This is a genomic window from Pseudosulfitobacter pseudonitzschiae (assembly GCF_002222635.1).
Classification (GTDB): Bacteria; Pseudomonadota; Alphaproteobacteria; order Rhodobacterales; family Rhodobacteraceae; genus Pseudosulfitobacter; species Pseudosulfitobacter pseudonitzschiae_A.
Genome location: NZ_CP022416.1, coordinates 158870 through 182386 on the forward strand (window position 1 = coordinate 158870; position 23517 = coordinate 182386).

A 23517-nucleotide genomic window follows, 5' to 3' on the forward strand; every position below is an offset into this window, starting at 1 on the left:
CCGGCGATCTTTGGCGGGCAGGCCGGTATGGCCTGCCCGAAGGTCATATTATTCGTCGAGCCACAGATCGTACCAGCTGGACGAGTTCCAGCGCGGTGTATTGTGGTGGTTCATCAGCTTTTTCGACGTGACGGAGATGAAGGGGTGTTCGATGGCGAAGATCACCGGGACTTCCTCCATCGCCTTGCGCTGGATCGCATGATACATTTCGGCGCGTGTTTCCGGGTCAAGCTCGGAGGCCGCGTCGTCGATCATCTGGTCCATCTCTTCGCTTTTCCAGCCGAACTGGTTGGTCCAGGGTGTGCCTTCGGCCTGACCCGAGCGCAGCCAGACGGTTGTTGACACCGCAGGGTCGGACCGGAACTGATGCCAGCCGTTGGCCGTGTCAAAGTCGTGGTCGCGGTACACTCCATTCAGGAAGCCGGGCGCGTCGTTGGTCAGGATTTCGACGTCGATGTCGATCTCCCGCATCGCTTGAGCGAAATATTCACCCCAAAGCTGGGTATATTCACCCCATGGCGCAGGGCGGTGACGCAGCTTGAAGCGAAAGCCGTCATCCTTGACGGGATAGCCTGCCTCGTCGAGCATCTCTTTCGCCAGTTCGACGTCGTAAGGATAGGTCGTCACATCGTCGGTGTAGTTGGCGCCACCCGCTTGCGGAACCGGTCCGCGGCCCGGTGCTGCAAAGCCACGCATGATGGTGTCGATGGCATAATCGATGTCCAGCCCGTGATACATGGCCTGGCGCACCTTCACATCCGCAAGGATCGGATTGCGATGGTTGAACTCGACCGTGGAGTGGGCGACGTTGTTTTCGTAGCCCTGCGTGCCGACGTCAAAGCGGTCGTCTTCCGACAGGCGGACGACATCGGCCATCGACACGCCGATAAAGCCGGATTCGTGGACTTCGCCCGCTTCCAGCGCGGCAGCGGCAGCCGATTTATCCTTGATGAACCGCCAGACGATGCGGTCGAGATAGGGATAGCCTTCGCGCCAGTAGTCTTCATTCTTTTCTGCCATCACGTACTGGCCGCGTTCGTATTCGACGAATTTGAACGGGCCGGTGCCCACGGGGGCGGTGTTGTACGGGTTGTTCAGAATGTCGGTGCCTTCGTACAGGTGCTTGGGCATCGGGTGGCCAAGGTCGGGCATAGCAGCAACGAACAGATCAATCGGCATCGGCTTGGAATAGTTGAAAACGGCCGTGTGCGGATCGGGGCAATCGACAGATTCCAGATTGGCCTGCAAGGCAGACGAATAGTTCAGCAGTTTTTTCCACATCTCGATGGCGGTGTAGGAAACATCTTCGCAGGTGAAGTCCTCACCATCGTGCCAGCGAATATTTTCACGCAGCTTTACGGTGATTGTCAGACCGTCATTCGATCCGGACCACTCCGTTGCCAACACAGGCACATAACCGTCATAGCTTTTGTCGATCAGCGGCTCTACGATTTTGCCGCTGATGTTGTAAACGCCGGTTGACGCTCGCAGTGCTGGGTTCAGGATCCGTTGTTCGGAAATCATATGGACAATTGCGGTGCCGCCCTTTTTCACCTCTTGTGCCGAAGCCACTGCAGGTGCGAGTGCGGCTGTTGCGGTCAAGCACGCGACGCCAAGACCGATCAGTTGTTTCTTCATTTTAAAGCTCCCTTTCTGTCGGACTCCTTTGTGGAATCGCGATGTTACTTTCGCTGACTCATCACTGCGCATGGCGTAGGCGTAGTCAATATGTTTTCCATATAATACCATAGCAGGAGCAAAAATTGCTATTTTTTGCAAGTATTATAGGTTAAATGTTTACCATCGAAAAGTCCTGAGGGTTAAAAATGCAGAAAACAGTTTGGGTGACTGGCGCGGGGTCGGGCATTGGGGCCGCGGTTGCGTTGGCATTTGCCACGGCGGGCTATCGGGTTGCCCTGACCGGTCGCGGCGCGCAAGCACTGGAAGATGTTGCGGCGAAATGCCCGGACAGGGCAAGTGTGCTGGTGGTTTCAGGGGATGTAACTGACCGGCAGGGCATGGCGGATGCCGCGCAGCAGATCGCGGCGTGGGGGGAGGGTCTGCATATCCTGTGCAACAATGCGGGTCTGAACATTCCGCGCCGCCGCTGGGCCGATCTTGATTGGGAGAGTTGGGACAATCTGTTGCAGGTCAACGTGACCGGCGCGCTGAATGTGATCGCTGCTTGTCTGCCGATCATGCGCGCGCAGCATGATGGCATTATGATTCACACCTCAAGCTGGGCGGGGCGGTTTCATTCGCCAGGCGGCGGCGTCGCATATGGGGCGTCGAAACATGCGCTGTCCGATATCTCCACCAGTCTGAACAGCGAGGAAGGAGCGAACGGCATCCGCTCGACCGCGCTGTGCCCCGCCGAGGTCGCGACACCACTTCTTGCCAAGCGCCCGGGCTTTGACATGTCTACGCTGGCCGACATGATCCAGCCCGAGGATATGGCGCAAACAGCGCTTTATGTGGCTGGTATGAATCCATCCGTCGCCGTACATGAAATTCTTTTGGCTCCGGTGCGCAAGTAACCTTTGGTGCCGGACATAATTTGAAAGGAAAATTCGATGTCCCATCCCGTTAAAGGCATAGATCACTGTTTTGCGCTGGTGCAAGATCTGGACAAGGCTGCCGACCAATATGCTGCACTGGGGTTCACGCTGTCCCCGCGCGGTTTGCATTCCGAGGCTAAAGGCTCGGCCAACTACACCATCATGTTTCCCGAGGACTACTTTGAACTTCTGGGCCTGTTGCGCGCGACACCGCTGAACGCGGCGCGGGGCAGGGCGCTGGTGGATCAGGGGCAGGGCCTGCACGCCATTGCCTGCCGGATCGACACTGCCGAAGCTGCTGCCGCCGCACTTGCCGATCTTGGCATCGGAACGCACGGACTGGGCAGTTTCGAACGGCCTGTGCCCTTGCCCGATGGCGGATCGGCAATGGCCGCATTTTCAACGGTTGTATTCGATGATGCCGAAGTGCCAATGGGCTCGGTTTTTATGTGCCAGCACAAGACGCCGGAGACCGTTTGGCTACCGGAATTGCTGGATCACCCCAACACCGCCTGCGGGCTTGGCGCATTCCTTGCCATTTCGACAGACCCTGCGCAGGACGGTGAACGTTTTGCGCGGCTTTGGGCGGACAGCGCTGTGGTGACGACCAAGGGCGGCGTGTCGGTTGAAACCGGTGCGAATTCCGCGCCACTTATTCTGCTGGGCAGGGATGCGGTGCAGGCGCTGTATCCAAGCATTGATCTGTCTTTGACGCCAAAGGGCGCATTTACGGGTTTGCGGATCAAAGTGGCTGATATGAATGCGGTGCGTCATTGCTTGGCGGATGCAAATATCACTGCAATCCCGACGGCACTGGGGTTGGCTGTTGCACCACAGGATGCGTCGGGTGTCATCGTGGAGTTTGTGCCCGCATGACGGAAAAGCCGCGTAAGACCGGGACAAAGTCGATTGATACGATCACTTTCGACGAGATCGACCAGCAAATTCTGGATATTCTGCAATGTGACAGTGATACCGTGATCAGCGCGATCTCGGATGCGGTCGGGCTGTCGCCCACACCCTGTTGGCGCCGGATCAAACGGATGGAAGAAGCGGGGCTGATCAAAAAGCGCGTGGCGCTGGTCGATCAGGTCCGAGCCAATATGCCAATGACGATATTCATAGGCGTCACCACACCGCGCCACGAGATTGGCTGGCTACAGCGGTTTTGCGATCTGATCGACGAGATTCCCGAAGTCGTCGAGGCGTATCGGCTTACGGGGACGGTCGATTATATCCTGAAGGTCGTCGTTCCGGACATGAGCGCATATGACAATGTGTACAAGAAGATGATCGAGCGGTTGGAGTTCAGCCAGATCAATTCGATGATCTCAATGGAAGAACTGAAGTTTACGACAGCCATTCCAACAAAGTATCTTTGACCGGACCGATACGCGCCCGACGACCTAGCGGGTCGGGTCGCTGCGGCGCACGTTGCCGTGCCAGTCTTCTCCGGGAATCACGATTTCACCGTCCGGTCCGTTGGGTGCCAACGGCGCGCGGGCAATCGCGATAAGGCCGAGTACAATCAAGAGCGTCAGCGCGACGGTGGCAAGCCCCCGCCATTTTTTCCAAAGCGTCAGGGTTGGGGCATCTTCGTGGTAGTAGGTCATTGTCTGATCCTCTGTGACAGGTGGCGATGCACCCAAGTTGGGGCTGGCTGGCACATAAGTAAAACGAATGTTTGTAGGAGTGGTCATCACAAAACGTGAAGTATGGGCGGAGGAACACCCGACTTTGCCATCCTGTTAGAGCGATCGTTAAGCTGCGCATGGAGGAAAGCTTGCTAAATGCCGTTGTCGTGACGCATGATTTAACGGGCTTGGTAGGGGGCCGACCATGAATACAGAAAACCCGAAATCAACTGCGGGCATGGTTATAGAATTGCCTCCCGGTGGAGGGCGACGCTATGAAATGGGGAAGTTGACCGCCCTTTTTAAAGCCGACGAGGAGAACACGCGCGCCATATACAGCGTGTCGGAATGGATTCTTCAGCCAGGGCAGGAAGGCGTCGGAGCGCATAGCCACGAGGCAAACGACGAGGTCTTTTTTGTTCTCGAAGGATGTCCCGAAACACGTGTTGGCGATATCTGGAAGCCTTACGAGACAGGCGCGTTTATACGGATACCAGCCGGTGTGGTTCATGATTTCCGCAATGCGACCCGGCAGTCCGCCCGGCTTTTGAACTTTTTCATACCGGGCGGGTTCGAGCGTGACATGCCAAAAATTGTGGAATGGTTTGAGCAAAACTAAAGGTGAAAACCTGTTTCGCCTACCTGAACAACAGCGTGAGCTATTGACCGCATAACGGCGCTATTTGGTGGTTTTGCCCTGCGGCTTTTTGCGTTTTGCCTTGGGCGTGGGCTCAGCTGGTTTGACGGACGCAATGGCCTCTTTTTCCAGGCGTGACTGGCGAAGACGGGCTGTCTTGACTTCGCGTTCTTTCGTTTCTCCGTCGATGATTTCCGTCGCGGCGCGCGTTGTCTTGTCTATCGGCGTTTCCGGTCGGGCTGCAGCTGTTGTGAAAACAGTTGATTTGGTCAGCTTTAGCATCAATCAGTCTCCTTGATGTGTTTGTTGTTGGGCCTGCACCGCAGGCGGGTGCGCGGCAAGGATATGTGTGCCGATCAGTTCACGGACGACGTACAGAATTTCCGCCGTCGATAATGCGGTTGATCAACAAAGCCACAGCAGCATTCAGCGCTGTCGTCTCGTCGTCCCCCGGTATGTCCTGATGGGCCGCTACGGCGTCTCTCAGGACGCCTACGATCTCATGCTCCGGCAATACGCCTCTGTCGTTCAGAGCCAGCAGAAGCGACTCGCAGATCGCGAGGGCGGCTGTGCCCGAGACGTCATTTGGCTGGGGCATGCGATAGATCCTTTCAAGAGCAATCTCAGTACCGACGCGTCTTTGCGCGCGGAGCCGGTTACCTATGACAGTATGACAGAAACGATGTATGCTGAGCTAACCTCAAGCAGTATGGCACGGTTCTTTTTCGGCCAAAGTAGCGTATCCGGGGCATTCGCCGCCAGAGTCTTCGGCGTGGGAAAGGACAATTGGTTAATGAGCACCCAGAATAGCCCGCTTATACGTAAACTTGGTGCCTATGTTTCACTGTCTGACCCCGAGCTTGCGGTTTTGGAGAAATTCCACCAGCATCGGCGGACCTTTGTCGACAAAAACGATCTTGTATATGAGGGGCAGACCGACCCTTCCGCCTATATTCTGGCCAAAGGGTGGGTGTGCTCTTACAAACTTCTGCGGGGTGGCGGGCGTCAGATTGTAGATTTCCAGATACCGGGCGATTTTTTGGGGCTGCGGAGCGTTCTTTTCAGAACTGCGGATCACAGCATCGAACCGATCAAGACAGTCGAAGCCTCGGAGGTGAAAATCAAAGATATCTTCGGGGCGTTCGAGACCTGTCCACGTCTTGCAACGGCCATTCTTTGGGCTGCGTCCGCCGATGAGGCCATCGTTGTCGAGCGGCTTGTCAGTCTGGGGCGACGTAATGCGACCGAGCGTGTTGCGCATCTGCTGTTGGAACTCGGAGCACGCCTGAAATTGGTCGGACTGGCAAAAGAGGGCAGTTATGAGTGCCCGTTGTCGCAGTATCTTCTGGCCGATGCGCTGGGTTTGAGCGCGATTCACATCAACCGAGTTCTCCGGCAACTGCGCGAAGAAGGCTTGCTGACTTTTCGCGATGGAATCGTGACTTTTGACAATCTGGAAAAACTTGTCGAACTCGCTGGTTTCGACACGGCGTATCTGGATTACGAAGGCCCGATGCTGAAATAACGCGGCGGAGAACGGCGCGTCTACCTTGCGGTACATTTCTGTCCACGTGCCGCTCTGTCTACATGCCGCCGTTATCTGTGCGAAGGTGCGTGATTCCAACACACTTGCGGTCGCGCGTCGAACCCTTTGGACACATCGTGATGGATCTACCCGCGGCGCGCCCGCTCGATTGTGGCGACGTCGATTTTCTTCATCTCCATCATCGCTTCAAAGGCACGTTTGGCTTCGCCGCCACCTGCGGCAAGGGCCTCCATCAACACCCTTGGGGTAATCTGCCAAGATATGCCCCATTTGTCCCTGCACCAGCCGCAGGCGCTTTCTTCGCCGCCATTTCCGACAATGGCGTCCCAATAACGGTCGGTCTCTTCCTGATCTTCGGTGGACACCTGAAACGAAAATGCCTCGCTGTGTTTGAAAGCCTTTCCGCCATTCAGCCCCAAGCAGGGAATTCCGAGAACAGTGAAGGTGACGGTCAGAACATCGCCTGCCTTGCCAGAAGGATAATCGCCAGGTGCGTGATGGACACCGGTCACTTCGCTGTCAGGGAAAACATCGGCATAGAAACGGGCCGCCGCTTCGGCGTCGGTATCGTACCACAGACATATCGAGTTCTTTGCGATGGCCATTTCTGTTTTCTCCTTATGCTGAAAAGGGTTGTGCCGTTGTTAGGCCTTCGTCGCTGAATCGAACAATGGCTCAAAGCCCGCCCACATCATCCGCATTCCGTCAAAAGGCATGTCGGACATGTCCATATCCGACATCTCGGCTTCCATCGCCTTGGCTGCGGCATCGCAGGTTGCGCGGTCAGGCCAGGCCGTCCAACTGAACACCGGCACCTCGCCTTTTTCGGCTTTGGTTGCGCGGTAAAAGTCTGTGGTCTTGCCATGGGGCACGTCTTCTCCCCAATTCTCGATCATGCCGAGGGCACCGCCTTTTTCGAACATCTTCCAACCTTCGTGCGCCATTTCGGCATAGGGTGCCTTGTTCTTTTCCGGAACCGCCAAAAGGAAACCCTGATAATAGCCGGCACCCTCGCGTGTTCCGGCCTCGTAGACGGGGGCAAACCCGCCAAATACCATCCTGCTGCCGTCAAAGGGCATTTCTGGCAGATCCTTCATTGCGGGATCATCCTGCATTTTCCCCCACGAGGCGTCCGCTGTCGCCTTGTCCGGCCATTCGATCCACGAGAATACGATGGTCTCGTCTTCCTTGGCCTGCACGGCGCCATAGAAATCGGTGACTTTCCCTTTGGGCACATCCGCGCCCCAGTTTTCGACCATGCGGGTGGCACCATAGGATTTGAACAAGGGCCATGCCGCTGTGACATGGTCGTTATACTTGTCCTTGTTGGCAGTTGGAACGGCGGCCACGGCACCCGTGAGATAAGTCATTTCATGTCTCCAGTCATTCATTTTGTACGCGAATCTCGCTTGCAGATTCAGCATGGCAAAGTTAGTATTAAAAAACAACCGAAAGTATTAAAACATGACTAGTCGGGCAAAAAACAACCGAATTCGCTATGATGAAGGCTGCCTTGTTGCCCATGCGCTGAACCTGATCGGGGATCGCTGGGCGCTGCTGGTTGTGCGCGAATTGATGTTTGCGCCCAAACGGTTCCAGATGATCCGGGCTGGCCTGCCGGGAGTCACGGCAAGCGTGCTGACCGGTCGTCTGACGCAGCTCGTACAAGCGGGGGTGGTCATTCACGATGAGCGGCTTGGCATCTACACTCTGACCGATGCAGGGCGCGGCTTGCTCCCCGTTCTCGAAGCACTCTGTCGTTGGGCCTTGACCGTGCCGGGGCACGATCCTTCACGGTTTATCAGCCCCTCGGCGCTTATGATCTCTATGGGGGTCTGTTTGGTCCCGGAACGCGCAAACGGGCGCGAGATGCTGGCAGGGTTCGCGTTCAAAGGCGAAGCCTTTGAAATGCAACTGACCAACGGACGCTTGCAGACCACATCGGTTAACCGCCCCCAAGCTTCGTTTGTTCTGGTGGGCAACGGGAACACGCTGGCGGCGGCAGTGTACGGCGCAACACCTTTACCGAGCTTGACGGCGCAAGGGATTGTCAGCGCCGAGGGCGACACCGTTGCAGCCGAAGAGTTCCTCTCGCTGTTCAGGCTCGCGCCTCAGGGGTGATCCGGTTTGCAACGTCACTGGCCTCAGTAACGTACTCAAGACACCATTTGGCACGTTCGCTCGCACGGCTCAGCTTGGCATCACCAAGGGCGGCATGTTCGCGCTGCCTGCCTGTACATTCAGCTCTGTCCCGAAGAGCGTTGCCAGATTGTCTGAATTTATGACCTTGGACGGGGCGCCGTCGAGTGCCACCTTGCCGTCACGCAAGGCGATGATGCGGCTGGTATGGTGGCTGGCCAGATTCAGGTCGTGCAGGACCATGATGATAGTTTTTCCGGTCTCTTTGTTCAGCCGGTTTATAAGGCGCAGAAGGTCGATCTGATGTGGTAAATCCAGATAGGTGGTAGGTTCGTCCAGCACCAGAACCGGCGTGTCTTGTGCCAGCACAAGCGCAATCCACGCGCGTTGTCTTTGGCCGCCCGACAGTCGGTCTACCCGACGATCCGCCAAATCAGTCATGCCTGTCAGGAACAATGCCCTGTCTACCGCATCGCGATCTGCGGTCCGAAGCGGTTGAAACGGGCGCATGTGCGGTGTGCGCCCGCGCTCTACCAGAGTGCGCACCCTTATTCCTTCGGGTGTCTGGGAAGCTTGCGGCAGAAAAGCGATGGTACGGGCCGCTGTGCGCGGCGGCATCTGCCAGATGTCGGTGCCATCCAGAAATACCTGACCGGACGTGGGCGCAAGGATGCGTGTCATCGTCCGCAGCAAGGTGGATTTTCCACAACCGTTCGGACCGATCACCGCCACGACACTGCCCGCAGCGATGGATAAATTGATGCCGTGCAACACCCGTCGCCCCGACAGGTCAATAATAAGGTCTTTTGTCTCAAGCGAGGCTGTCATCTGCGGTCCTCAAGTTCCACAAGAGAAGCGCCAGCATGCTGGGCCCTCCGATCAGTGCTGTGAATATGCCAGCGGGCAGACTGCTGCCAAAGATGTCGATCCCCGCCAGTAACTCGGCGCTTAGAGCAAGTAGTGCGCCCATCAGTCCGGCCAGCGGCAGGATACACCCTGTTTGACCGCTCAGCCCGCGCGCCAGCGGCCCGGCAAGAAAAGAGACAAAAAGGATGGCACCAGCGACGGCCACCGAGGTGGATACCATGACGGCGGAAACCGCTATCACGGCCAGTCGAAGCAAATTGGGGTTCAGTCCCAATGCCCGCGCCATGTCATCGCCAAGCGTCATGCGTTCGATGGCGAAAACACACCATGCCAGCAATGCACCGCCAAACAGTGTTGCAGCACCGATCAGGGCGACCTTGCTCCATTCTGCGCTCGCAAAGGAACCGGTTAGAAATCGCGTGACTTCGGCAGCTTGCAGTCCGGGGCTGAGGTTGAGCAGGATGTCGGTCAGGGCGGCCAGCATCAGGCTGACAGCGACGCCAATCAGGATAAGTGACAGGGGGGCAATGCCACCACGCCATGAAAACCCCAGAACCGCAAAAGCTGCCAAGGTGCCACCGCCCATCGCGCCCCAACCGGCAAGGGTGACGCTGCCGGAAAAAACGATCACAGCCGCTGCACCGGCAGAGGCGCCTGCGCTGAACCCGATAGTATCCGGAGACGCGAGCGGATTGCGTAGCATGGTCTGCAAAACGGTCCCTGCCATACCCAGACTTGCGCCGGTCAGTATCGCCAACAGCACCCGCGGGAGGCGGAAATGGATCAGTATGGTCCGGTCGATCTGATCGCCGCTTAGAATATTGGCAATCGACAATGGTTCTTGACCGACTGTCAGCATTGCGGTTGCCATAGTGACCAGCGCAAGAGCCAGTGTAAGGGTAAGTAGGGTTGCGCGGGTCATTTCAAACCCTGTGCCTGACGCCGCACCAGCCAGACCATCGCGGGCCCGCCGATCAGCGTCACACCCAGCCCGGCTTCGATGACGAGACCGGGAAAGACAAGGCGACCGGCAATATCGGCGACCAACAACAGGGCTGCACCGCAGATGCCTGCCCGCATCATGATGGCCGAGTTTCTTGCTGCGCCCGTCATGCGTGCCATGTGGGGGGCAAGAAGTCCGATAAATGCAATTGGACCGGCGACCATCACTGCGGCCGCACTCAGAAGGGTCGTGGCCAGAAGCCCCGCCAGCCGTATCCGTCCCACCCGCGCGCCCAAGGCCAGCGCCGTGTCCGAACCAAGTGCCAGAACATCCAGCCAGCGGGCGACCAGCAGGGCCAGCGCAAGGCCTGTAAGCGCGCAGCAGGCTCCGACGGCCAAAGTGGCAAAACCGGTTTGATCGACCGCACCCAACGCCCAATGGCGATAGGCATCAAGCGCAAGCGGATCGAGTAGGATCAGACCTCGCAAGGCCGCATTGAGCAGGGCAGTCAGGGCAGCCCCTGCAAGCACCAGCGTGACGGGGTTGGAAGACATCGCACCGATGGACGTCACGCAAAGTGCGGCGATGCCTGCGCCAACAGCGGCGGGCACGGCCAAGGCCACAGCAGGCAATGGACCAAGCACATAGACGGTGACGACAATCGCAAAGGCGGCACCGGCGTTAAGGCCAAGCAGCCCCGGATCGGCCAGAGGATTGCGCGCAAGCGCCTGTATTGTTGTTCCGGCCACACCAAGGGCACCTCCGGCAAGAACGGCCACCAGAGTGCGTGGCAAACGCATCTCGTGCAGGACAATCGTAGCCGCATCTTTAGGGTTTGCGCCGCGTAGCCAAAGACCGAGTTCGGGCAGACCGACATCAGGCCGTGCGCCAAATAGCAGCGACGCCAGACAGAGCAGCAGCAAGCCGCACGTCAGGGTAATGCGCAAGGTCAGCGTGATAAACCTGCCTCCTGTACGCCGTCCACAGGGGTTGCGGGGTTACCGTCCAGCGCCTGTTCCAAAAGGGGGACAAGGCGATCAAGCGCATAAGCGATGCTCAGAGGGCTGGCATAGCTCATGGCGGCGGACAAGGTCGGGTCGGTTACGACCTCGCGGCCTTCTGCGACTGCGTTCAGCGTATGCCGTAACGGGTAGTTTTGCGCAGCAGAGACACCGCCACCCAGATCAAGCCAGACCAGAACATCCGCATCAAGTGGTGCAGTCAACTCCTTGTCCAATCGAAAGTAAAACCCGTCGTGCGCAAAGGCCTGTGCTGCTTGGGGCAGGCGCAGTCCAAGCCCTTCGAGGATTTTCATACGCGCATCTTCCGGTCCATAGATCAAAGGACCATCGGGCCATGCGATCACTGCCGTCTTGCCGGCCCAATCCGGATGCGCATTGCGTATCTCGGCAAACCGGTCTTGCAAGTCGCCCGTGACCTTCAGGCCCAGTTCGGGTTGGCCCACAGCCATTGCAAAAGTGTGGGTCATCTGTTGCCATGATGCCCCGAAGTCTGATGCACCGGGCGGTGGTGGCAACACCGGCGCGATGCGAGAGAGGGCTTTGTATTGCGCATGGGTCAGCCCGGAATACATCGCGTCGATCAGATGGGGTTTGAGCCGTGCAACCTGTTCGGCCTGAATTTCGCCCCGCAGCGGGATGGCATCAAGATGGTCGGCGACGGGAACGGCCCAGGGCCACAGCCCCCGTGCATCGCCACCATACCACACACGGTACGCGACGGGCTGAATCCCGAGGGCAAGCCAGTGATCTAAGCCGTTGAAGGACAGGGATACAATGCGCTGCGGGTCGTGAGGGATGACAGTTTGCCCCCAGACATGATTGACTACCACCGGTTCCGCCGCTGCGCGCAAAGGATGAATAAACAAACACGCGATCAAGAAAAGCCGGACCATCAACACCTCACCAGAATACTCGATGGCGCGGTATCCTGTGGCGTCCTCTCGGGGTGATACCTTAGCTGGATCGACTTCTACATGTTCGATCCTTGTCGTCAAATGGTTGACACCCCCACTGGTCCGTTTATTCAAAGCCCAAAGCAAGGGCGCTGTGCCCCAGCCATCCCGTCAAAGAGAGCTGGTATGGCATTTCACCCCCACATGTATTCCGTGACGTCCGGCATTGCCGTGCCCACCCATGCGCGAAGCCTTGTGTTCGACGACATGGCTCTTGATTATTGGGAGGTCGAGGCAAAGCAGGCCGCGCACTGTCGATACGTGTCAATCCACCCGCGCATTTCCATCTTTTTCGATAACAAGACAATCTCGCTTTCAGAGGACAAGGAACGCAGTGGGACATCTTGCGGGCTGTGTTTTGTGCCGGCCGGACTTCAGCTTTGGGGGCGCTTGCAGCAGTCAGGCAGGATCAGGCATCTGGACTTGCACATAAAACGAACGGCTTTGGCGGAGTTGACGGGCAGCCAGATCGTTCTGGCAAGGCCGCTTTTTGCGCCAGTCAGCCCCGCTGTGCATGACCTTGCGCACGAGCTGACACGGGCCTGCGATGCGGGGGATACGTCCAGGGCGTTGGCACAAAGCCTGATTCACCGTCTTGTTCAGCTTGTCTTTGATCAGGCAGACACAACAGCCCCTACGCCACCCGAAGGCATCGCCAAAGTTAAGGCGCACATTCTGAACCATCTTGATAAGCGGCTGCACATTGAAGAACTGGCAACGCTGGCAGATCTGTCGCGTACGCAGTTCATTCGCCGGTTCAAATCCGAAACGGGCCAGTCCACCCATCAGTGGATCATACAACAGCGTATCCAGTTGGCCCAAAGTCTTGTTTCAGAAGGGGTCAGTCTGGTTGAAGTGGCAACGCGCGCCGGTTTTTCCGATCAGGCCCACCTGAACCGCGCGTTCAAGTCCGCAACAGGCGTGCCACCGGGCGTTTGGGCCAGGCTCGGGAATTCGCGATAAACGGTCCGATTCTTCAATACTAAATTCCCGACTATTTTTATCTGCTACTCAGATTGCGCGTATTGCCATTACATCCGCGCTTAGGATTCGGGGACCAAGATGAAAAACAGAACAAACGCATACAGCACTGTATCACGCCTGACACTTACCACCGTTCTGTTCAGCATGGTTGCACCGGCTGTATTCTCACAAACCGCTGATGATTTTGTTGACCTCGGCACGTTGGTGCTGCGCAATCAAGAAAATGCCACTGGTCCGGTTGGTGACGACACGAACCCGCCCACTGTGACCGGCACCAAATCTCCGGTCACGGTCAATCAGGTGCCCCAATCGGTTAGTATTCTGGGGCAAGATGACCTTGAGCGTTTCAACGCCACGCGGGTCAGTGAAACACTGCGCTATACTGCCGGTGTCACAACCGATGTTTTTGGCAATGACACGGATTATGACTGGCTTCGCATTCGCGGGTTTCAGGCCGACCAAACGGGCATCTACCTCGACAATGCGCAGAACCTTTCGTTTGCCTTCGGATCGTTCTTTATTGATCCCGTCACGCTTGAGCGCATCGAAGTGTTGCGCGGTCCATCTTCGGCACTTTATGGCGGTTCGAATCCGGGTGGGATCGTCAACTATGTTTCCAAACGCCCCGGCGATCGGGTGCGCGAACTGACGTTCGGGATCAATGACGCCGCAGCCGGTTGGGTCGAGTTCGACTATGGCGACGAAATCGCACCCGGTCGCGCCTATCGTTTCACGGGCCGCATCGAGGCCGGTGACAAATATGATGCCTTCAACAGCGGAGTGCGCGGCACATTTGCGCCGTCTTTCAAATTCACGACAGACGGAGGCACCGAAGTGACCCTGTTGGGGAACTTCCACTATGCCGATGAACAGCACAGCGGCAGCAGCTTCTTGCCCTATGCAGGCACGGTGACTGAAACTGCCGAATTCGGCTTTATTGACCCTGACGCAAACTTTTCCGATCCCGACTGGGACCAGTATCTGCGCAAGCAAGCCTCTGTATCGGCCATCGTCGAGCATGAGCTCGACAATGGGTTTACCTTTACTGGGATCGCGCGTCTGGGTGTCGCAAGCGTGGAAGAGCGGTATTTCTATCCATTCGGCTATGACGGATTTTCACCGACGCCCGTAGATGCGGACGGCACATTGGCATTGATCGCGTTCGAACATGACACGCTGGTGCGCACCGCCCAAACCGATCTGCGATACTACGGAACCGTCGAGACAGGGACCATCACGCATGATTTGCTGTTTGGTCTGGATGCACGTTTCTACGAAATAGACGAGGTGCAGGCGTCAAACTTCACCGATACCAATACCGTCGTGAATCCGACAAACCCGGGCACGCCGACACTTAATCCACCCTATCAGGACGCGGTGACACACCAACGGCAGGTCGGCCTGTATTTTCAGGACCAACTGCGTTGGGGTGACGGGTGGATCGGCACGGCCAACCTGCGACATGATTTTGTTTCGACCGAACAGGACGGAGCGGCCGGATTTTCGCGCGATGACAGTGTCACCTCTTATCGGGTGGCCCTGGCGCGCGAACTCTCCAATGGTTTCACGCCTTACGCTTCTTATGCGAGCTTTTTCAATCCGCTCATTGACTCGCCCGCCAGTGGCGTGACCGAACCCGAAACAGGCGAGCAAATCGAGCTTGGGTTCAAGTGGGCCCCTACGGAGAGCAACTTTGCCCTCTCTGCCGCCACCTTCCAGATTGATCGCAACAATGTCGTCACCGGCGCATTCCCCAACTTTGACCAGTTGGGCACCGTCCGGTCGCGCGGCTTTGAATTGGAGGGCGAATACGACTTTGGCAACGGTTTCCGCCTTCAGGGTGCGGCGACGATGCTCGACGTTGAAGTTACTGCCGACAGCGACGCCACCCTGATCGGCACCACACCGACGCTGATCCCGGAAACACAGGTGTCCCTGTTGGGAACATACAGGTTCTCGGGGGGTCTGAGCGGTCTGGAAATGGGCGTTGGGGTGCGCATGATCGGCGACAGCTTTGCCGACGCGGCCAATACGCTTGCAGTTCCCAGCAACACCCTTGTCGATCTGTTTGCAACCTACGAAATGAGAAGTGGACTGGTGGCGAATTTCGCTGTCACGAATGCTGGTGATAAGCGGCATGTCACCGGGTGCCAGACCCAGTTCGTTTGCTCATATGGGTCGGGTCGGGAAATCAGCATGTCTGTGACATCAAGCTGGTAATTCGGTTGTTCCGGCGGTCGGTGATGAATGAGCTGAAGAACCGCGGCTCTGTAAGCTAAAATGCACCTAGGCGACTGCAATAATCGCTTTCGACGGTCCAATAAGAAAATGCCAACCGCTTCACACTGGTGCGTGGATGAAACATCAAGCAGGCCCGTTTTTGCTGCGCCGGTTGTCGGGACGGTGTCGGTTCCCGACTGGGAAATTCCGGTGTGTTCAGGTACCGAAAGCGAAGACATTCCAAATTTGAAAGGCGCACTGCATGCTTCGGCAGTTCTTTGAATACTATCGCCCGTGGAAGGCGCTTTTCTGGCTGGATTTTGGATGCGCGGTCATTTCCGGCCTGCTTGAGCTTGTCTTTCCTTTGGCAATCAAGGTGTTCATTGACGTGCTTTTGCCCAATGGCGATCTGGGGCTTACCCTGCTGGCCGCCGCTGGATTGTTGGTAATCTATCTGTTGAATGCCGGATTGATGACCATCGTGATCTATTGGGGGCACATGCTGGGCATCAACATCGAAACAGAAATGCGGCGGCGGGCATTTGCGCATTTTCAGCGGCTGTCCTTTTCCTATTTCGACAAGATGCGGACCGGCAAACTCGTTGCCCGTGTAACCCGTGATCTGGAAGAAATCGGCGAGGTTGCACATCACGGTCCCGAAGATCTGTTTATCGCGGTAATGACATTTGTCGGTGCGTTTGCCTTGATGATGACCATCAACGTGGAACTGGCGTTGATCACGGCGGCGATTGTCCCTGCCTGCGTTGTCATTGTCGCTGTGTTCGGCGGTCGGATGACGCGCACGTGGCGGGCGATTTATGCGCGGGTTGCGGATTTCAACGTGCGGCTGGAAGAGAACATCGGTGGTATCCGCGTGGTTCAGGCCTTTGCAAATGAAGGCCACGAAGCGGCGCTGTTTGCAGAAGACAACAACCGCTACCGCGAGACGAAATTGTCGGCCTACAAGCTTATGGCAGGGTCGTCGGCGCTGAACTACATGGGGATGCGTCTGATTCAGGTTGTCGTTATGGTGACGGGCGCCGGGTTTGTGTTGAATGAATCGCTGACGACCGGTGGTTTCGTGGCGTTTTTGCTGCTGGTCACTGTGTTTTTCCGTCCACTGGACAAGATTGCTGCAGTCATCGAAACCTATCCTCGGGGCATCGCGGGGTTTCGCCGGTATCTTGAGTTGATGGAGACCGAACCCGACGTGGCGGATGCCCAAGATGCAGTTGTTGCACCTGCGTTCGAAGGTGCCGTTAAATTCGAAGGTGTCACCTTTGACTACGGGCAGGGACGGCCCGTGTTGAAAGGCATAACGCTGGACGTACGCCCGGGTGAAAAAATGGCTTTTGTTGGCCAGTCGGGGGCAGGCAAGACGACCCTACTTGCCTTGGTGCCACGATTCTATGACCCGCAAGCAGGGCGGATCACGATCGACGATCTGGATGTTGCCAGTGTTACGCTGAACTCGCTTCGCAGTCAGATCGGGATTGTCAGTCAGGATGTGTTTCTTTTTGGCGGAACATTGCGCGAAAACATTGCCTATGGCCGGTTGGACGCAAACGAAGACGATATTGTGGATGCGGCCGCCAAAGCACAGCTTGCCGATATGATTGCACAAATGCCCGACGGGCTTGATACGGTTGTTGGCGAACGCGGTGTCAGCCTGTCTGGCGGACAAAAACAACGGGTCGCCATCGCTCGGATATTTCTTAAGAATCCGCCAATTCTTATTCTGGATGAGGCAACATCGGCACTGGACACCCAGACCGAACGCCAGATTCAGGCCGCGTTGGATGCGCTGTCTGAAAACCGGACGACGCTTATCATCGCGCACCGTCTGGACACAATCCGCAATGCAGACCGGATTGCCGTGATGCAGGACGGGATGATTGTTGAAACAGGAACACATTCCGAACTGAGCAAATCTTTTGGCCACTACGCCGGGCTTGCAAATACTTAAAGGCAGCAGTTCTGACGGTAGTATCAGCGTTGCGTGTGCAGTACCGCCGCTGCACGCCAATCTTAAACAGCATATTTTTTTGCTTTTCTTGCCCCGGTGTCTAAACTGAAAGGGTGCCATTACAGGCACATGGCACGACGAAAGTTTTCAACGATGTTATTGAGATCGTTTTTTGCTGTTTTCTTTGTTTGCACATTTGCAACAGCGACATTGGCGGAATCGCCGGTGGCCAAAGAGTGGAAAGACGCTCTGGGTGGTCTGGGCTGCGAAGGTATCTACGAACTTTCCACACCGTCGCATGAAACCATATGGCTGGTCGCATCGACATTCTCGGGTGTCAGTTTAGTTGAGATGGGCAAAAATGCCGGCTTCGAAGATCTGACGGAATTCATCACCACAGGCACAAGCATCGACCAGGTGCGCGACAAGGATAGCGTGTTGGAACGCTTGCTCGCCGGAACACCGCAATCCACGCAAAACTTGCGCAACGAGGTGGCCGCACATGGCGCGCGGCTCTGTCCGGTACTGTCCTATGTGATCAGCGCAGGATACCAAGAGACGGGCCGTTTGCAAATTACCGAACGGGACTATTGGCAGCCACATTCGGAACTTGCCCAAAGCGTTCTGGTTTTGCGCGGGTGTGCGGAACTTGGGGTTGATGGTTTTTTTGGACCGTCCAGCCGCAGCGTATGGAACACAACCGGATTGCCGTTAACTGCGGGGGTTTTGCCAACACCCGGTGATACTGTGCGCCTCGCCGCCTCGCCGCAGGCATGTGGTTTTACGGGCAGCCTTGTCGAAACGGTCGCGGTGATGGGCCAATGCCGCCAAGGGCGAGGAGGGCCTGTTCACTCGGCACGGCTGGGGGCCGAGTTGGGCGCGCTGGTCTTGGCCAGCTCGGGCCAGCCATTGCAGCGGGTCCAACGTGTCTTTGATCATTGCGAGCCTCAATACGCCTGGAACCTTGGCTTAACAGCAGAGGCCATTGCCGCCATGACCGAAGGATTGCAATTTCCAAGCGATAAGTACGCAGATTTAGCCGCCGTTGCGGACCAGATTATTGACCTGATGAAGGTCGATGAGCCGTGGCACGAGGCCGACGCCCGCGACTTGTTCGGGGGTGCAGGCAGATTGCTGTGGGAACGGCATGGCGTGTCAACGCTTGGGCGGTTCGGGCTTTTGTTGTTGGAGAAATCCGGGTTACCTGCGGGGAACGGTTTGATGGACAACCTGCGGACAAGCACCCTGAGCGCAGATGAAATCGCGTATTTTCTGTCGGCCTATGCCGGATCAACACTGCAACTCCAAAACCAGATGATCACGTCACGACCTTGGGATGAATCAGGGCATGATCGCTTGCGGACTGCGGGTTTTCTGAAGTTGGACGTGTTTTTACCGTTGGAGGAAGTTCACTATTTCCTGCAGTTCGCGGGCGAGATGGAGGCATCTGCCTTGCTGCAACAAGAAGCGTTGCGGGGAGAGTATCCGCAACTGAATTACGCTTTTGCCGCGCTGGTGCTGGAAGGGTTCACCCCCGATGGTCGCAACGACGAATTGGCGCGCAGACATTTGCGGGCAGCCGCGCAAAACGGTCATGCGCCGTCACAGTTGCGGCTGGCGATGATGTTGAAATACGGACAGGGAGGTGACCGTGACCCAGAAGGTGCGCAGACCCTGTTGCGACAAGCTGCGCAAGGCGAAGAGCCATCGGCGCAATTGTTGCTGGCCGAAGGGTTCGAACAGGGTGACCCCGATGCAGTTGCGTGGGCGCAAGCCGAAACACTTTATCGCGACGCGATTAACGCTTTGCCGCCCGAAACAGCAGCAGATGTTATCCGCACAAAATTGATCGCTGGCGGGCCGTTTTGGCAAACTGACGGTCCGGGCCAGCGGTTGCTTGAAGATTGGGCACTGGCAGCGGTGGCGCGTGCCGACGACACCGAGGAGATGACGGAAAGGCGGCGCAATTGGCGTGTCTTTGCGGGCCGGATGGGTGACCATTTTGCAGATACCAAAAGCGGGATGTTGTTGGATCTGGCGCGGGCGGCGCAATGGTGGCGATTGGCTGGCACGGACGGCAGTTGGAAATATGCGCCGGTCCAGGACAAGTTGCTGGCGCTGTTGCTGACGTGACCGGAACTTGCCTCTGATCCAGCGGAAATCGCCAACCTGCTCGAAGGATCTTTGCACGGAACTTGGCGCAAGTTGCGGGATGTCGATACATTCATGCAACAAGCCGACGCCAACTGCCCCTATCGTGAGGCGGATACCGATGCGTGCGTCGTCTTTTTCCACCGTGCTGCTTTGGGAGGAGTCGCGGCCGATCTGTCTGCACCCGCTTACGCATGGCTGCGTGCCCGTGCTGCTTTGGAATGGGACGAAATTGAAAGATCGGGACTGAAAGCTCATGTTGGCAATGAGGGCACAGATATTGTCTGGCGCAATCCGTTGGCGACAATCGCTTTGTCTGATGTGCTGATTTTTTATGGCGATTATGCCCAAGCCACGCAGATCATCGAAAGACTGACAAGCATAGATTTGTTGAACGTGGACGTAGACGGACTGCAAACCATCAGCGCCGACGGTCTGCGTCGCCAGATCGTACGATATCGTGAGGGCCGCGCGGCTGACGACAGGCAAAAGGACGAACTTGAAAACCTGCTAAGTGCCTTGGCGTCGCGCGGTGACACGGTGGCGCGTGATTTTCTTGAAACGCTGCGCACGCCAATCGGCGGCCCCGCTACAGTGGTTAACCCCGGGGATCTTCAGGCCCGATTTGAGCGTGCCGAGGCCCACCCCGCGTCGCGGGCGCTGTCAAACACGGCGCGCCAGTTGGCCAGCCTAAAATTTGCCGAAGGAGATGGCGAAGCGGCGGTAGAATATGAACAGATTGCGATGAATGCTGACATGGTGCGCCATGCTACCGCCGGAATTCAGGGCGGACCATTGGTTGCTGACATGGCGCGGGTTTGCTCGTTGTCGCGAACCTCAGAACAGTTGTTTGCATTTGGCGCGCCGGAAATTGCGCTGACACTGGCCAAGGATGCCGTCAACCGGCTGCAGGGCATTCGGGCTGTGCTGTCCGATCTGCCAGAAGATTTACAGATGTGCTTCCAACAGAAGGTGGCTGGACATTACCGTTGGTTGGCGGATCTTTTTATCGTGCAGAACCGGCCTGCAGAGGCTTCGCGGGTGTTGGATATGCTGAAGGATTTCGAGACATTCCAGTTTTCCGAACGCGCCCCCGATCAGGCCGGTGACAGTTTCGAAACGCTGCATCTGGCCCCACAGGAAACCCGCCTGCTGGACGCCGTCGCGACAAGAAGAACAACGATTGCCCAGCAGAGCCGGAAATACCGTGCCTTGGCGCAGATCGCCGCCACCCGCGATCTTACTGCTCAAGAGCAGGCGTCGTTTCAGATGTTGGAAGCGGAACTGGCCGAGGCCGCAACTCTGCGCGAGCAAACCCGCGCCTTTTTACAAGAGACCGCAGCGGCTGTGGGGCGTGCGGATGTCGGGGTGCAACTGGCACCGGGCAAATCAATCAAGCGATACCTGAGACAAAAGCGTCAGGATGAAGCGGCTGTGCTGCAATATCTGGTGCTGCCAGACCGGATGGGATTGGTTCTGACAACCGCCGCGTCCCAATCGGTCTGGACGTGGGATACAACAGATGGCGCACAGTTCTCCGAGACAGACCTGAATGAACAGATCGCCCAGTTCCGCACTGTCTTGCAAACGCCCAGCTCTGATGCCGTACCACTGGCGCAAAGGCTGCATGATCTGCTGCTGCCCAATGCCGTTGTGAGAGAGTTGGAGGGCAGCGGGATCCAGACGCTTATCATCGCGCCTGACCGCCAGCTTCGGTATATTCCGTTTGCGGCGTTACACGATGGCACCGGTTGGCTGGCTGAACGCTTTGTGGTGACCCATGCCACCGCGGGGGGCATTGTGGCGACGTCAGATGCGGGCGACCGTATTTCGGCCTTTGGGCTAAGCAACCCTGTTGGTGATTTTCCTGCATTGCCCGGTGTGGCAACAGAAGTCGCCGCTTTGGTACAGGAAAATGGCAGCGATTCAGGCGTATTGCGTGGCCAAGGTCGGATGAACGACGATTTCGATGCTACCGCATTTGCCCGTGGATTGGTCTTTAGCGATGCACAGAACGAACGCTTGGGCATTGTGCATCTGGCCTCGCATTTCAAACTGGGTAACACCGAAGCAGACAGTTTTCTGCTGTTGGGTGATGGCAACCGGCTGAGTGTTGCGGATATTCGTACAGGTCTTGGTCGTGACAGCGATTTTTCCGAGGTCGCCCTGCTGACACTGAGTGCGTGCGAGACCGCATTCGGCACAACCAGCGCCGATGGCCGCGAGCTTGAGAGTTTTGCTGCCGTGGCACAGCGCCAAGGGGCGCAGGCGGTTCTGGCCTCGCTTTGGCCCGTGGCGGATGCGTCGACTGCGGCCATTATGGTGAATTTTTATCAGCGCTACACCTCGAATACGCCGCTGGCCCACGCGCTGTCGCAAAGCCAGAATGACCTGATCAGCGGCGAGGTGAATTCCACCCGCCCCGAAGCCGTGCGCGGGGCCGCGCCATCGATACCCGTGCAAACGCAAGCGTCGCCGCAGGGGTGGCGGCATCCCTATTACTGGGCTGCCTTTATTCTGCTGGAGGGCGCCGTATGACCGGAGCAAACCGTATTTTCCAGAAGGCCAGCTTGATAATTCGGGCGCAGCTTGTCGTACTGACATTCGCCGGAGGTGCAGCGGCACAATCCGCAGAGTGTTTTGCGCTACAGGCAGAGGATACCGAAGTTGGCGCGATGACCTATTCGGCGGCGGGCGCATTGACCTATAGCCTGCGGGGCCAGCCTGATGTCACTTATGTTACCCATTGCAGCCTGAACGGCCAGTCTCAGCGGACCTGTAGCGTGGATTGTGATGGCGGAAACATGACGTTGACCGATCACAGCGGCTCCCTTGACGTGGATGCTTCGATCCGGATTGAACAAGTGCGGTTTACCAGCCTTTTGTCACTGGCTGGCCCGATGGACGCGGGCGGCCGGTTGCTGACAGGACAATGGAAGCTGACGCCGGTTCCGAGCGCCCAGTGCCGGGCACTGGAGACGCGGGCGCAGCCGTTGGCGTTGGTGGTGGGCGACGTTTACCCCGCTGTCGTGACGCTGGAACAACACCTGATGGAAGGCGGTTATTTCATCAACGGTCCTGGCATGATTTATGGTCCGGAAACCGCCGAGGCCGTGCGCATGTTTCAGGCCGAAAGCGGATTGCAGCAGACCGGCATCGCGGACTTCGACCTGCTCAAAAGGCTTGGGATTGCGGCCACGTTTTCCTTTGGGGGCTGTTGATCGCGGCGGGGCCAGGGTTGTTTTGGCAAGTCTCATGCGTCAGGTCATACGGGTCAGGACGTCGTCACGTTTGACCAACTGATGCCAGACAATCGCCATCGCAATATGGCCGACGATAACAAGCCCAAGAATCCAACCCATTTCGCCATGCCATTCTACCGCGACCTGTGTCCATGCGATTGCTGTCTCACGCGCCGGAAAAACAGGGATGCCAAAATAGCTGAAGCCGCGCGTGCTACCGGCTGCGGCAAGAAGCCTGACAGCGGGAACAATCACCATCAAGGCATAAAGCACCACATGACCGGCAACAGCGGCTTGTCCGATGGTTCCGGAATTGCGGGGACGGCGTTGAATGTTCATCAACCCCCAGACACCACGCAGCAGAACCAGCAAAAACAGCGTTGCGCCCAGATTTCCATGGTAACCCCAAAGGGCTTCGCGCAATGCGTTTTCACGGGGAAGCGCCCAATGCGCAGCAGCGGATGTAAATTGCGCAGCAAAAAGGGCTGCCATGCCCCAATGAAGGGTGCGGGTAACAAGACCGTAGTGGTTGGGCTGATCTGATAAAGTCGCCATGAAAACTCCGTTTCACAAAGGGTCAAACCTTATACGCAGCAAGCACTCCGTTCCGTCACCGGTTTTCAGGTTTTTTCGCCTCGGAACATGGATGCCAATT

The 23517-nt window shown here is 57.1% G+C and carries 23 protein-coding genes; 12 read left to right on the forward strand and 11 right to left on the reverse strand.

Features of this window, described 5'->3' with window-relative positions:
• Window positions 1-48 precede the first annotated feature (48 nt).
• Window positions 49-1638, reverse strand: coding sequence for an ABC transporter substrate-binding protein (locus tag SULPSESMR1_RS18345; protein ID WP_089422521.1), 1590 nt, complete (start codon window positions 1636-1638; stop codon window positions 49-51).
• A 188-nt stretch (window positions 1639-1826) separates the two neighbouring features.
• Between SULPSESMR1_RS18345 and SULPSESMR1_RS18350 the strand changes: the two genes are divergently transcribed.
• From SULPSESMR1_RS18350 to SULPSESMR1_RS18360, 3 genes are read left to right on the forward strand one after another with little or no spacing between them, the layout of a single operon-like run.
• On the forward strand, window positions 1827-2537 hold the full coding sequence (locus SULPSESMR1_RS18350) for an SDR family oxidoreductase (RefSeq protein ID WP_089422522.1): 711 nt from the start codon (window positions 1827-1829) through the stop codon (window positions 2535-2537).
• A gap of 36 nt (window positions 2538-2573) precedes the next feature.
• Window positions 2574-3434: a VOC family protein gene (locus SULPSESMR1_RS18355; RefSeq protein WP_089422523.1), complete on the forward strand. Its 861-nt coding sequence runs from the start codon at window positions 2574-2576 to the stop codon at window positions 3432-3434.
• The gene (locus SULPSESMR1_RS18360) at window positions 3431-3940 is read left to right on the forward strand and encodes an Lrp/AsnC family transcriptional regulator (RefSeq protein ID WP_089422524.1); all 510 of its coding nucleotides are present in this window, start codon (window positions 3431-3433) and stop codon (window positions 3938-3940) included. The genes SULPSESMR1_RS18355 and SULPSESMR1_RS18360 overlap by 4 nt, the downstream gene beginning before the upstream one ends.
• Before the next feature lie 24 nt (window positions 3941-3964).
• Here the strand turns inward: SULPSESMR1_RS18360 and SULPSESMR1_RS18365 are convergent, their stop codons facing one another.
• Entirely contained in the window at window positions 3965-4171 is a 207-nt protein-coding gene (locus SULPSESMR1_RS18365) for a hypothetical protein (RefSeq protein WP_089422525.1), read from the reverse strand.
• Window positions 4172-4397: 226 nt separating this feature from the next.
• Between SULPSESMR1_RS18365 and SULPSESMR1_RS18370 the strand changes: the two genes are divergently transcribed.
• Entirely contained in the window at window positions 4398-4811 is a 414-nt protein-coding gene (locus SULPSESMR1_RS18370) for a cupin domain-containing protein (RefSeq protein ID WP_089422526.1), read from the forward strand.
• 60 nt (window positions 4812-4871) lie between these two features.
• Here SULPSESMR1_RS18370 and SULPSESMR1_RS18375 read toward each other — a convergent pair whose 3' ends face one another.
• Window positions 4872-5111: a hypothetical protein gene (locus tag SULPSESMR1_RS18375; RefSeq protein ID WP_089422527.1), complete on the reverse strand. Its 240-nt coding sequence runs from the start codon at window positions 5109-5111 to the stop codon at window positions 4872-4874.
• A gap of 79 nt (window positions 5112-5190) precedes the next feature.
• The gene (locus SULPSESMR1_RS18380; protein ID WP_089422528.1) at window positions 5191-5427 is read right to left on the reverse strand and encodes a hypothetical protein; all 237 of its coding nucleotides are present in this window, start codon (window positions 5425-5427) and stop codon (window positions 5191-5193) included.
• A gap of 195 nt (window positions 5428-5622) precedes the next feature.
• Between SULPSESMR1_RS18380 and SULPSESMR1_RS18385 the strand changes: the two genes are divergently transcribed.
• On the forward strand, window positions 5623-6354 hold the full coding sequence (locus tag SULPSESMR1_RS18385; protein ID WP_089422529.1) for a Crp/Fnr family transcriptional regulator: 732 nt from the start codon (window positions 5623-5625) through the stop codon (window positions 6352-6354).
• A gap of 146 nt (window positions 6355-6500) precedes the next feature.
• Here the strand turns inward: SULPSESMR1_RS18385 and SULPSESMR1_RS18390 are convergent, their stop codons facing one another.
• Window positions 6501-6974 carry a VOC family protein gene (locus SULPSESMR1_RS18390; protein WP_089422750.1) on the reverse strand — a complete coding sequence of 158 codons (474 nt, stop codon included), beginning with the start codon at window positions 6972-6974 and terminating at the stop codon, window positions 6501-6503.
• A 45-nt stretch (window positions 6975-7019) separates the two neighbouring features.
• A complete protein-coding gene (locus SULPSESMR1_RS18395; protein ID WP_089422530.1) occupies window positions 7020-7745 on the reverse strand; it encodes a DUF1428 domain-containing protein in 726 nt (241 codons plus the stop codon).
• 94 nt (window positions 7746-7839) lie between these two features.
• Here SULPSESMR1_RS18395 and SULPSESMR1_RS18400 point away from each other — a divergent pair, with 94 nt between their 5' ends.
• A complete protein-coding gene (locus tag SULPSESMR1_RS18400) occupies window positions 7840-8496 on the forward strand; it encodes a winged helix-turn-helix transcriptional regulator (protein ID WP_089422531.1) in 657 nt (218 codons plus the stop codon).
• Between the two features lie 69 nt (window positions 8497-8565).
• On the opposite strand, the gene SULPSESMR1_RS18405 is transcribed toward SULPSESMR1_RS18400, so the two are convergent.
• From SULPSESMR1_RS18405 to SULPSESMR1_RS18420, 4 genes are read right to left on the reverse strand one after another with little or no spacing between them, the layout of a single operon-like run.
• A complete protein-coding gene (locus tag SULPSESMR1_RS18405) occupies window positions 8566-9342 on the reverse strand; it encodes an ABC transporter ATP-binding protein (protein ID WP_089422532.1) in 777 nt (258 codons plus the stop codon).
• On the reverse strand, window positions 9326-10303 hold the full coding sequence (locus SULPSESMR1_RS18410) for a FecCD family ABC transporter permease (protein ID WP_089422533.1): 978 nt from the start codon (window positions 10301-10303) through the stop codon (window positions 9326-9328). Before SULPSESMR1_RS18410 ends, SULPSESMR1_RS18405 begins: the two co-directional genes overlap by 17 nt.
• Entirely contained in the window at window positions 10300-11271 is a 972-nt protein-coding gene (locus tag SULPSESMR1_RS18415; RefSeq protein WP_157729046.1) for a FecCD family ABC transporter permease, read from the reverse strand. The genes SULPSESMR1_RS18410 and SULPSESMR1_RS18415 overlap by 4 nt, the downstream gene beginning before the upstream one ends.
• Before the next feature lie 2 nt (window positions 11272-11273).
• Window positions 11274-12176 (reverse strand): ABC transporter substrate-binding protein, encoded by a 903-nt coding sequence (locus SULPSESMR1_RS18420; protein WP_157729047.1) that lies wholly within the window; start codon window positions 12174-12176, stop codon window positions 11274-11276.
• Window positions 12177-12425: 249 nt separating this feature from the next.
• Here SULPSESMR1_RS18420 and SULPSESMR1_RS18425 point away from each other — a divergent pair, with 249 nt between their 5' ends.
• The 6 genes from SULPSESMR1_RS18425 (at window position 12426) to SULPSESMR1_RS18450 (ending at window position 22841) form a co-directional block, all read left to right on the forward strand.
• Window positions 12426-13262, forward strand: a complete 837-nt coding sequence (locus tag SULPSESMR1_RS18425) for a helix-turn-helix domain-containing protein (RefSeq protein ID WP_157729048.1) — start codon at window positions 12426-12428, stop codon at window positions 13260-13262.
• 99 nt (window positions 13263-13361) lie between these two features.
• Window positions 13362-15503 (forward strand): TonB-dependent siderophore receptor, encoded by a 2142-nt coding sequence (locus SULPSESMR1_RS18430; RefSeq protein ID WP_240311344.1) that lies wholly within the window; start codon window positions 13362-13364, stop codon window positions 15501-15503.
• A gap of 262 nt (window positions 15504-15765) precedes the next feature.
• The gene (locus tag SULPSESMR1_RS18435) at window positions 15766-17469 is read left to right on the forward strand and encodes an ABC transporter ATP-binding protein (RefSeq protein WP_089422537.1); all 1704 of its coding nucleotides are present in this window, start codon (window positions 15766-15768) and stop codon (window positions 17467-17469) included.
• 225 nt (window positions 17470-17694) lie between these two features.
• Window positions 17695-19602: a tetratricopeptide repeat protein gene (locus SULPSESMR1_RS18440; RefSeq protein ID WP_157729049.1), complete on the forward strand. Its 1908-nt coding sequence runs from the start codon at window positions 17695-17697 to the stop codon at window positions 19600-19602.
• A gap of 93 nt (window positions 19603-19695) precedes the next feature.
• Window positions 19696-22158, forward strand: coding sequence for a CHAT domain-containing protein (locus SULPSESMR1_RS18445; RefSeq protein WP_089422539.1), 2463 nt, complete (start codon window positions 19696-19698; stop codon window positions 22156-22158).
• The gene (locus SULPSESMR1_RS18450; protein WP_089422540.1) at window positions 22155-22841 is read left to right on the forward strand and encodes a peptidoglycan-binding domain-containing protein; all 687 of its coding nucleotides are present in this window, start codon (window positions 22155-22157) and stop codon (window positions 22839-22841) included. Before SULPSESMR1_RS18445 ends, SULPSESMR1_RS18450 begins: the two co-directional genes overlap by 4 nt.
• A 39-nt stretch (window positions 22842-22880) precedes the next feature.
• Here SULPSESMR1_RS18450 and SULPSESMR1_RS18455 read toward each other — a convergent pair whose 3' ends face one another.
• Entirely contained in the window at window positions 22881-23417 is a 537-nt protein-coding gene (locus SULPSESMR1_RS18455) for a cytochrome b (RefSeq protein WP_089422541.1), read from the reverse strand.
• Window positions 23418-23517 lie beyond the last annotated feature (100 nt).

Bases quoted from the DNA above. Each gene is read 5' to 3' on its own strand.
- SULPSESMR1_RS18410 (WP_089422533.1), bottom strand. From the start codon at position 10,303: ATGACCCGCGCAACCCTACTTACCCTTACACTGGCTCTTGCGCTGGTC.
- SULPSESMR1_RS18405 (WP_089422532.1), bottom strand. From the start codon at position 9,342: ATGACAGCCTCGCTTGAGACAAAAGACCTTATTATTGACCTGTCGGGG.
- SULPSESMR1_RS18455 (WP_089422541.1), bottom strand. From the start codon at position 23,417: ATGGCGACTTTATCAGATCAGCCCAACCACTACGGTCTTGTTACCCGC.
- SULPSESMR1_RS18355 (WP_089422523.1), top strand. From the start codon at position 2,574: ATGTCCCATCCCGTTAAAGGCATAGATCACTGTTTTGCGCTGGTGCAA.
- SULPSESMR1_RS18345 (WP_089422521.1), bottom strand. From the start codon at position 1,638: ATGAAGAAACAACTGATCGGTCTTGGCGTCGCGTGCTTGACCGCAACA.
- SULPSESMR1_RS18450 (WP_089422540.1), top strand. From the start codon at position 22,155: ATGACCGGAGCAAACCGTATTTTCCAGAAGGCCAGCTTGATAATTCGG.
- SULPSESMR1_RS18425 (WP_157729048.1), top strand. From the start codon at position 12,426: ATGGCATTTCACCCCCACATGTATTCCGTGACGTCCGGCATTGCCGTG.
- SULPSESMR1_RS18400 (WP_089422531.1), top strand. From the start codon at position 7,840: ATGACTAGTCGGGCAAAAAACAACCGAATTCGCTATGATGAAGGCTGC.
- SULPSESMR1_RS18360 (WP_089422524.1), top strand. From the start codon at position 3,431: ATGACGGAAAAGCCGCGTAAGACCGGGACAAAGTCGATTGATACGATC.
- SULPSESMR1_RS18375 (WP_089422527.1), bottom strand. From the start codon at position 5,111: ATGCTAAAGCTGACCAAATCAACTGTTTTCACAACAGCTGCAGCCCGA.
- SULPSESMR1_RS18435 (WP_089422537.1), top strand. From the start codon at position 15,766: ATGCTTCGGCAGTTCTTTGAATACTATCGCCCGTGGAAGGCGCTTTTC.
- SULPSESMR1_RS18385 (WP_089422529.1), top strand. From the start codon at position 5,623: ATGAGCACCCAGAATAGCCCGCTTATACGTAAACTTGGTGCCTATGTT.
- SULPSESMR1_RS18365 (WP_089422525.1), bottom strand. From the start codon at position 4,171: ATGACCTACTACCACGAAGATGCCCCAACCCTGACGCTTTGGAAAAAA.
- SULPSESMR1_RS18395 (WP_089422530.1), bottom strand. From the start codon at position 7,745: ATGACTTATCTCACGGGTGCCGTGGCCGCCGTTCCAACTGCCAACAAG.
- SULPSESMR1_RS18380 (WP_089422528.1), bottom strand. From the start codon at position 5,427: ATGCCCCAGCCAAATGACGTCTCGGGCACAGCCGCCCTCGCGATCTGC.
- SULPSESMR1_RS18445 (WP_089422539.1), top strand. From the start codon at position 19,696: ATGCAACAAGCCGACGCCAACTGCCCCTATCGTGAGGCGGATACCGAT.
- SULPSESMR1_RS18370 (WP_089422526.1), top strand. From the start codon at position 4,398: ATGAATACAGAAAACCCGAAATCAACTGCGGGCATGGTTATAGAATTG.
- SULPSESMR1_RS18350 (WP_089422522.1), top strand. From the start codon at position 1,827: ATGCAGAAAACAGTTTGGGTGACTGGCGCGGGGTCGGGCATTGGGGCC.
- SULPSESMR1_RS18430 (WP_240311344.1), top strand. From the start codon at position 13,362: ATGAAAAACAGAACAAACGCATACAGCACTGTATCACGCCTGACACTT.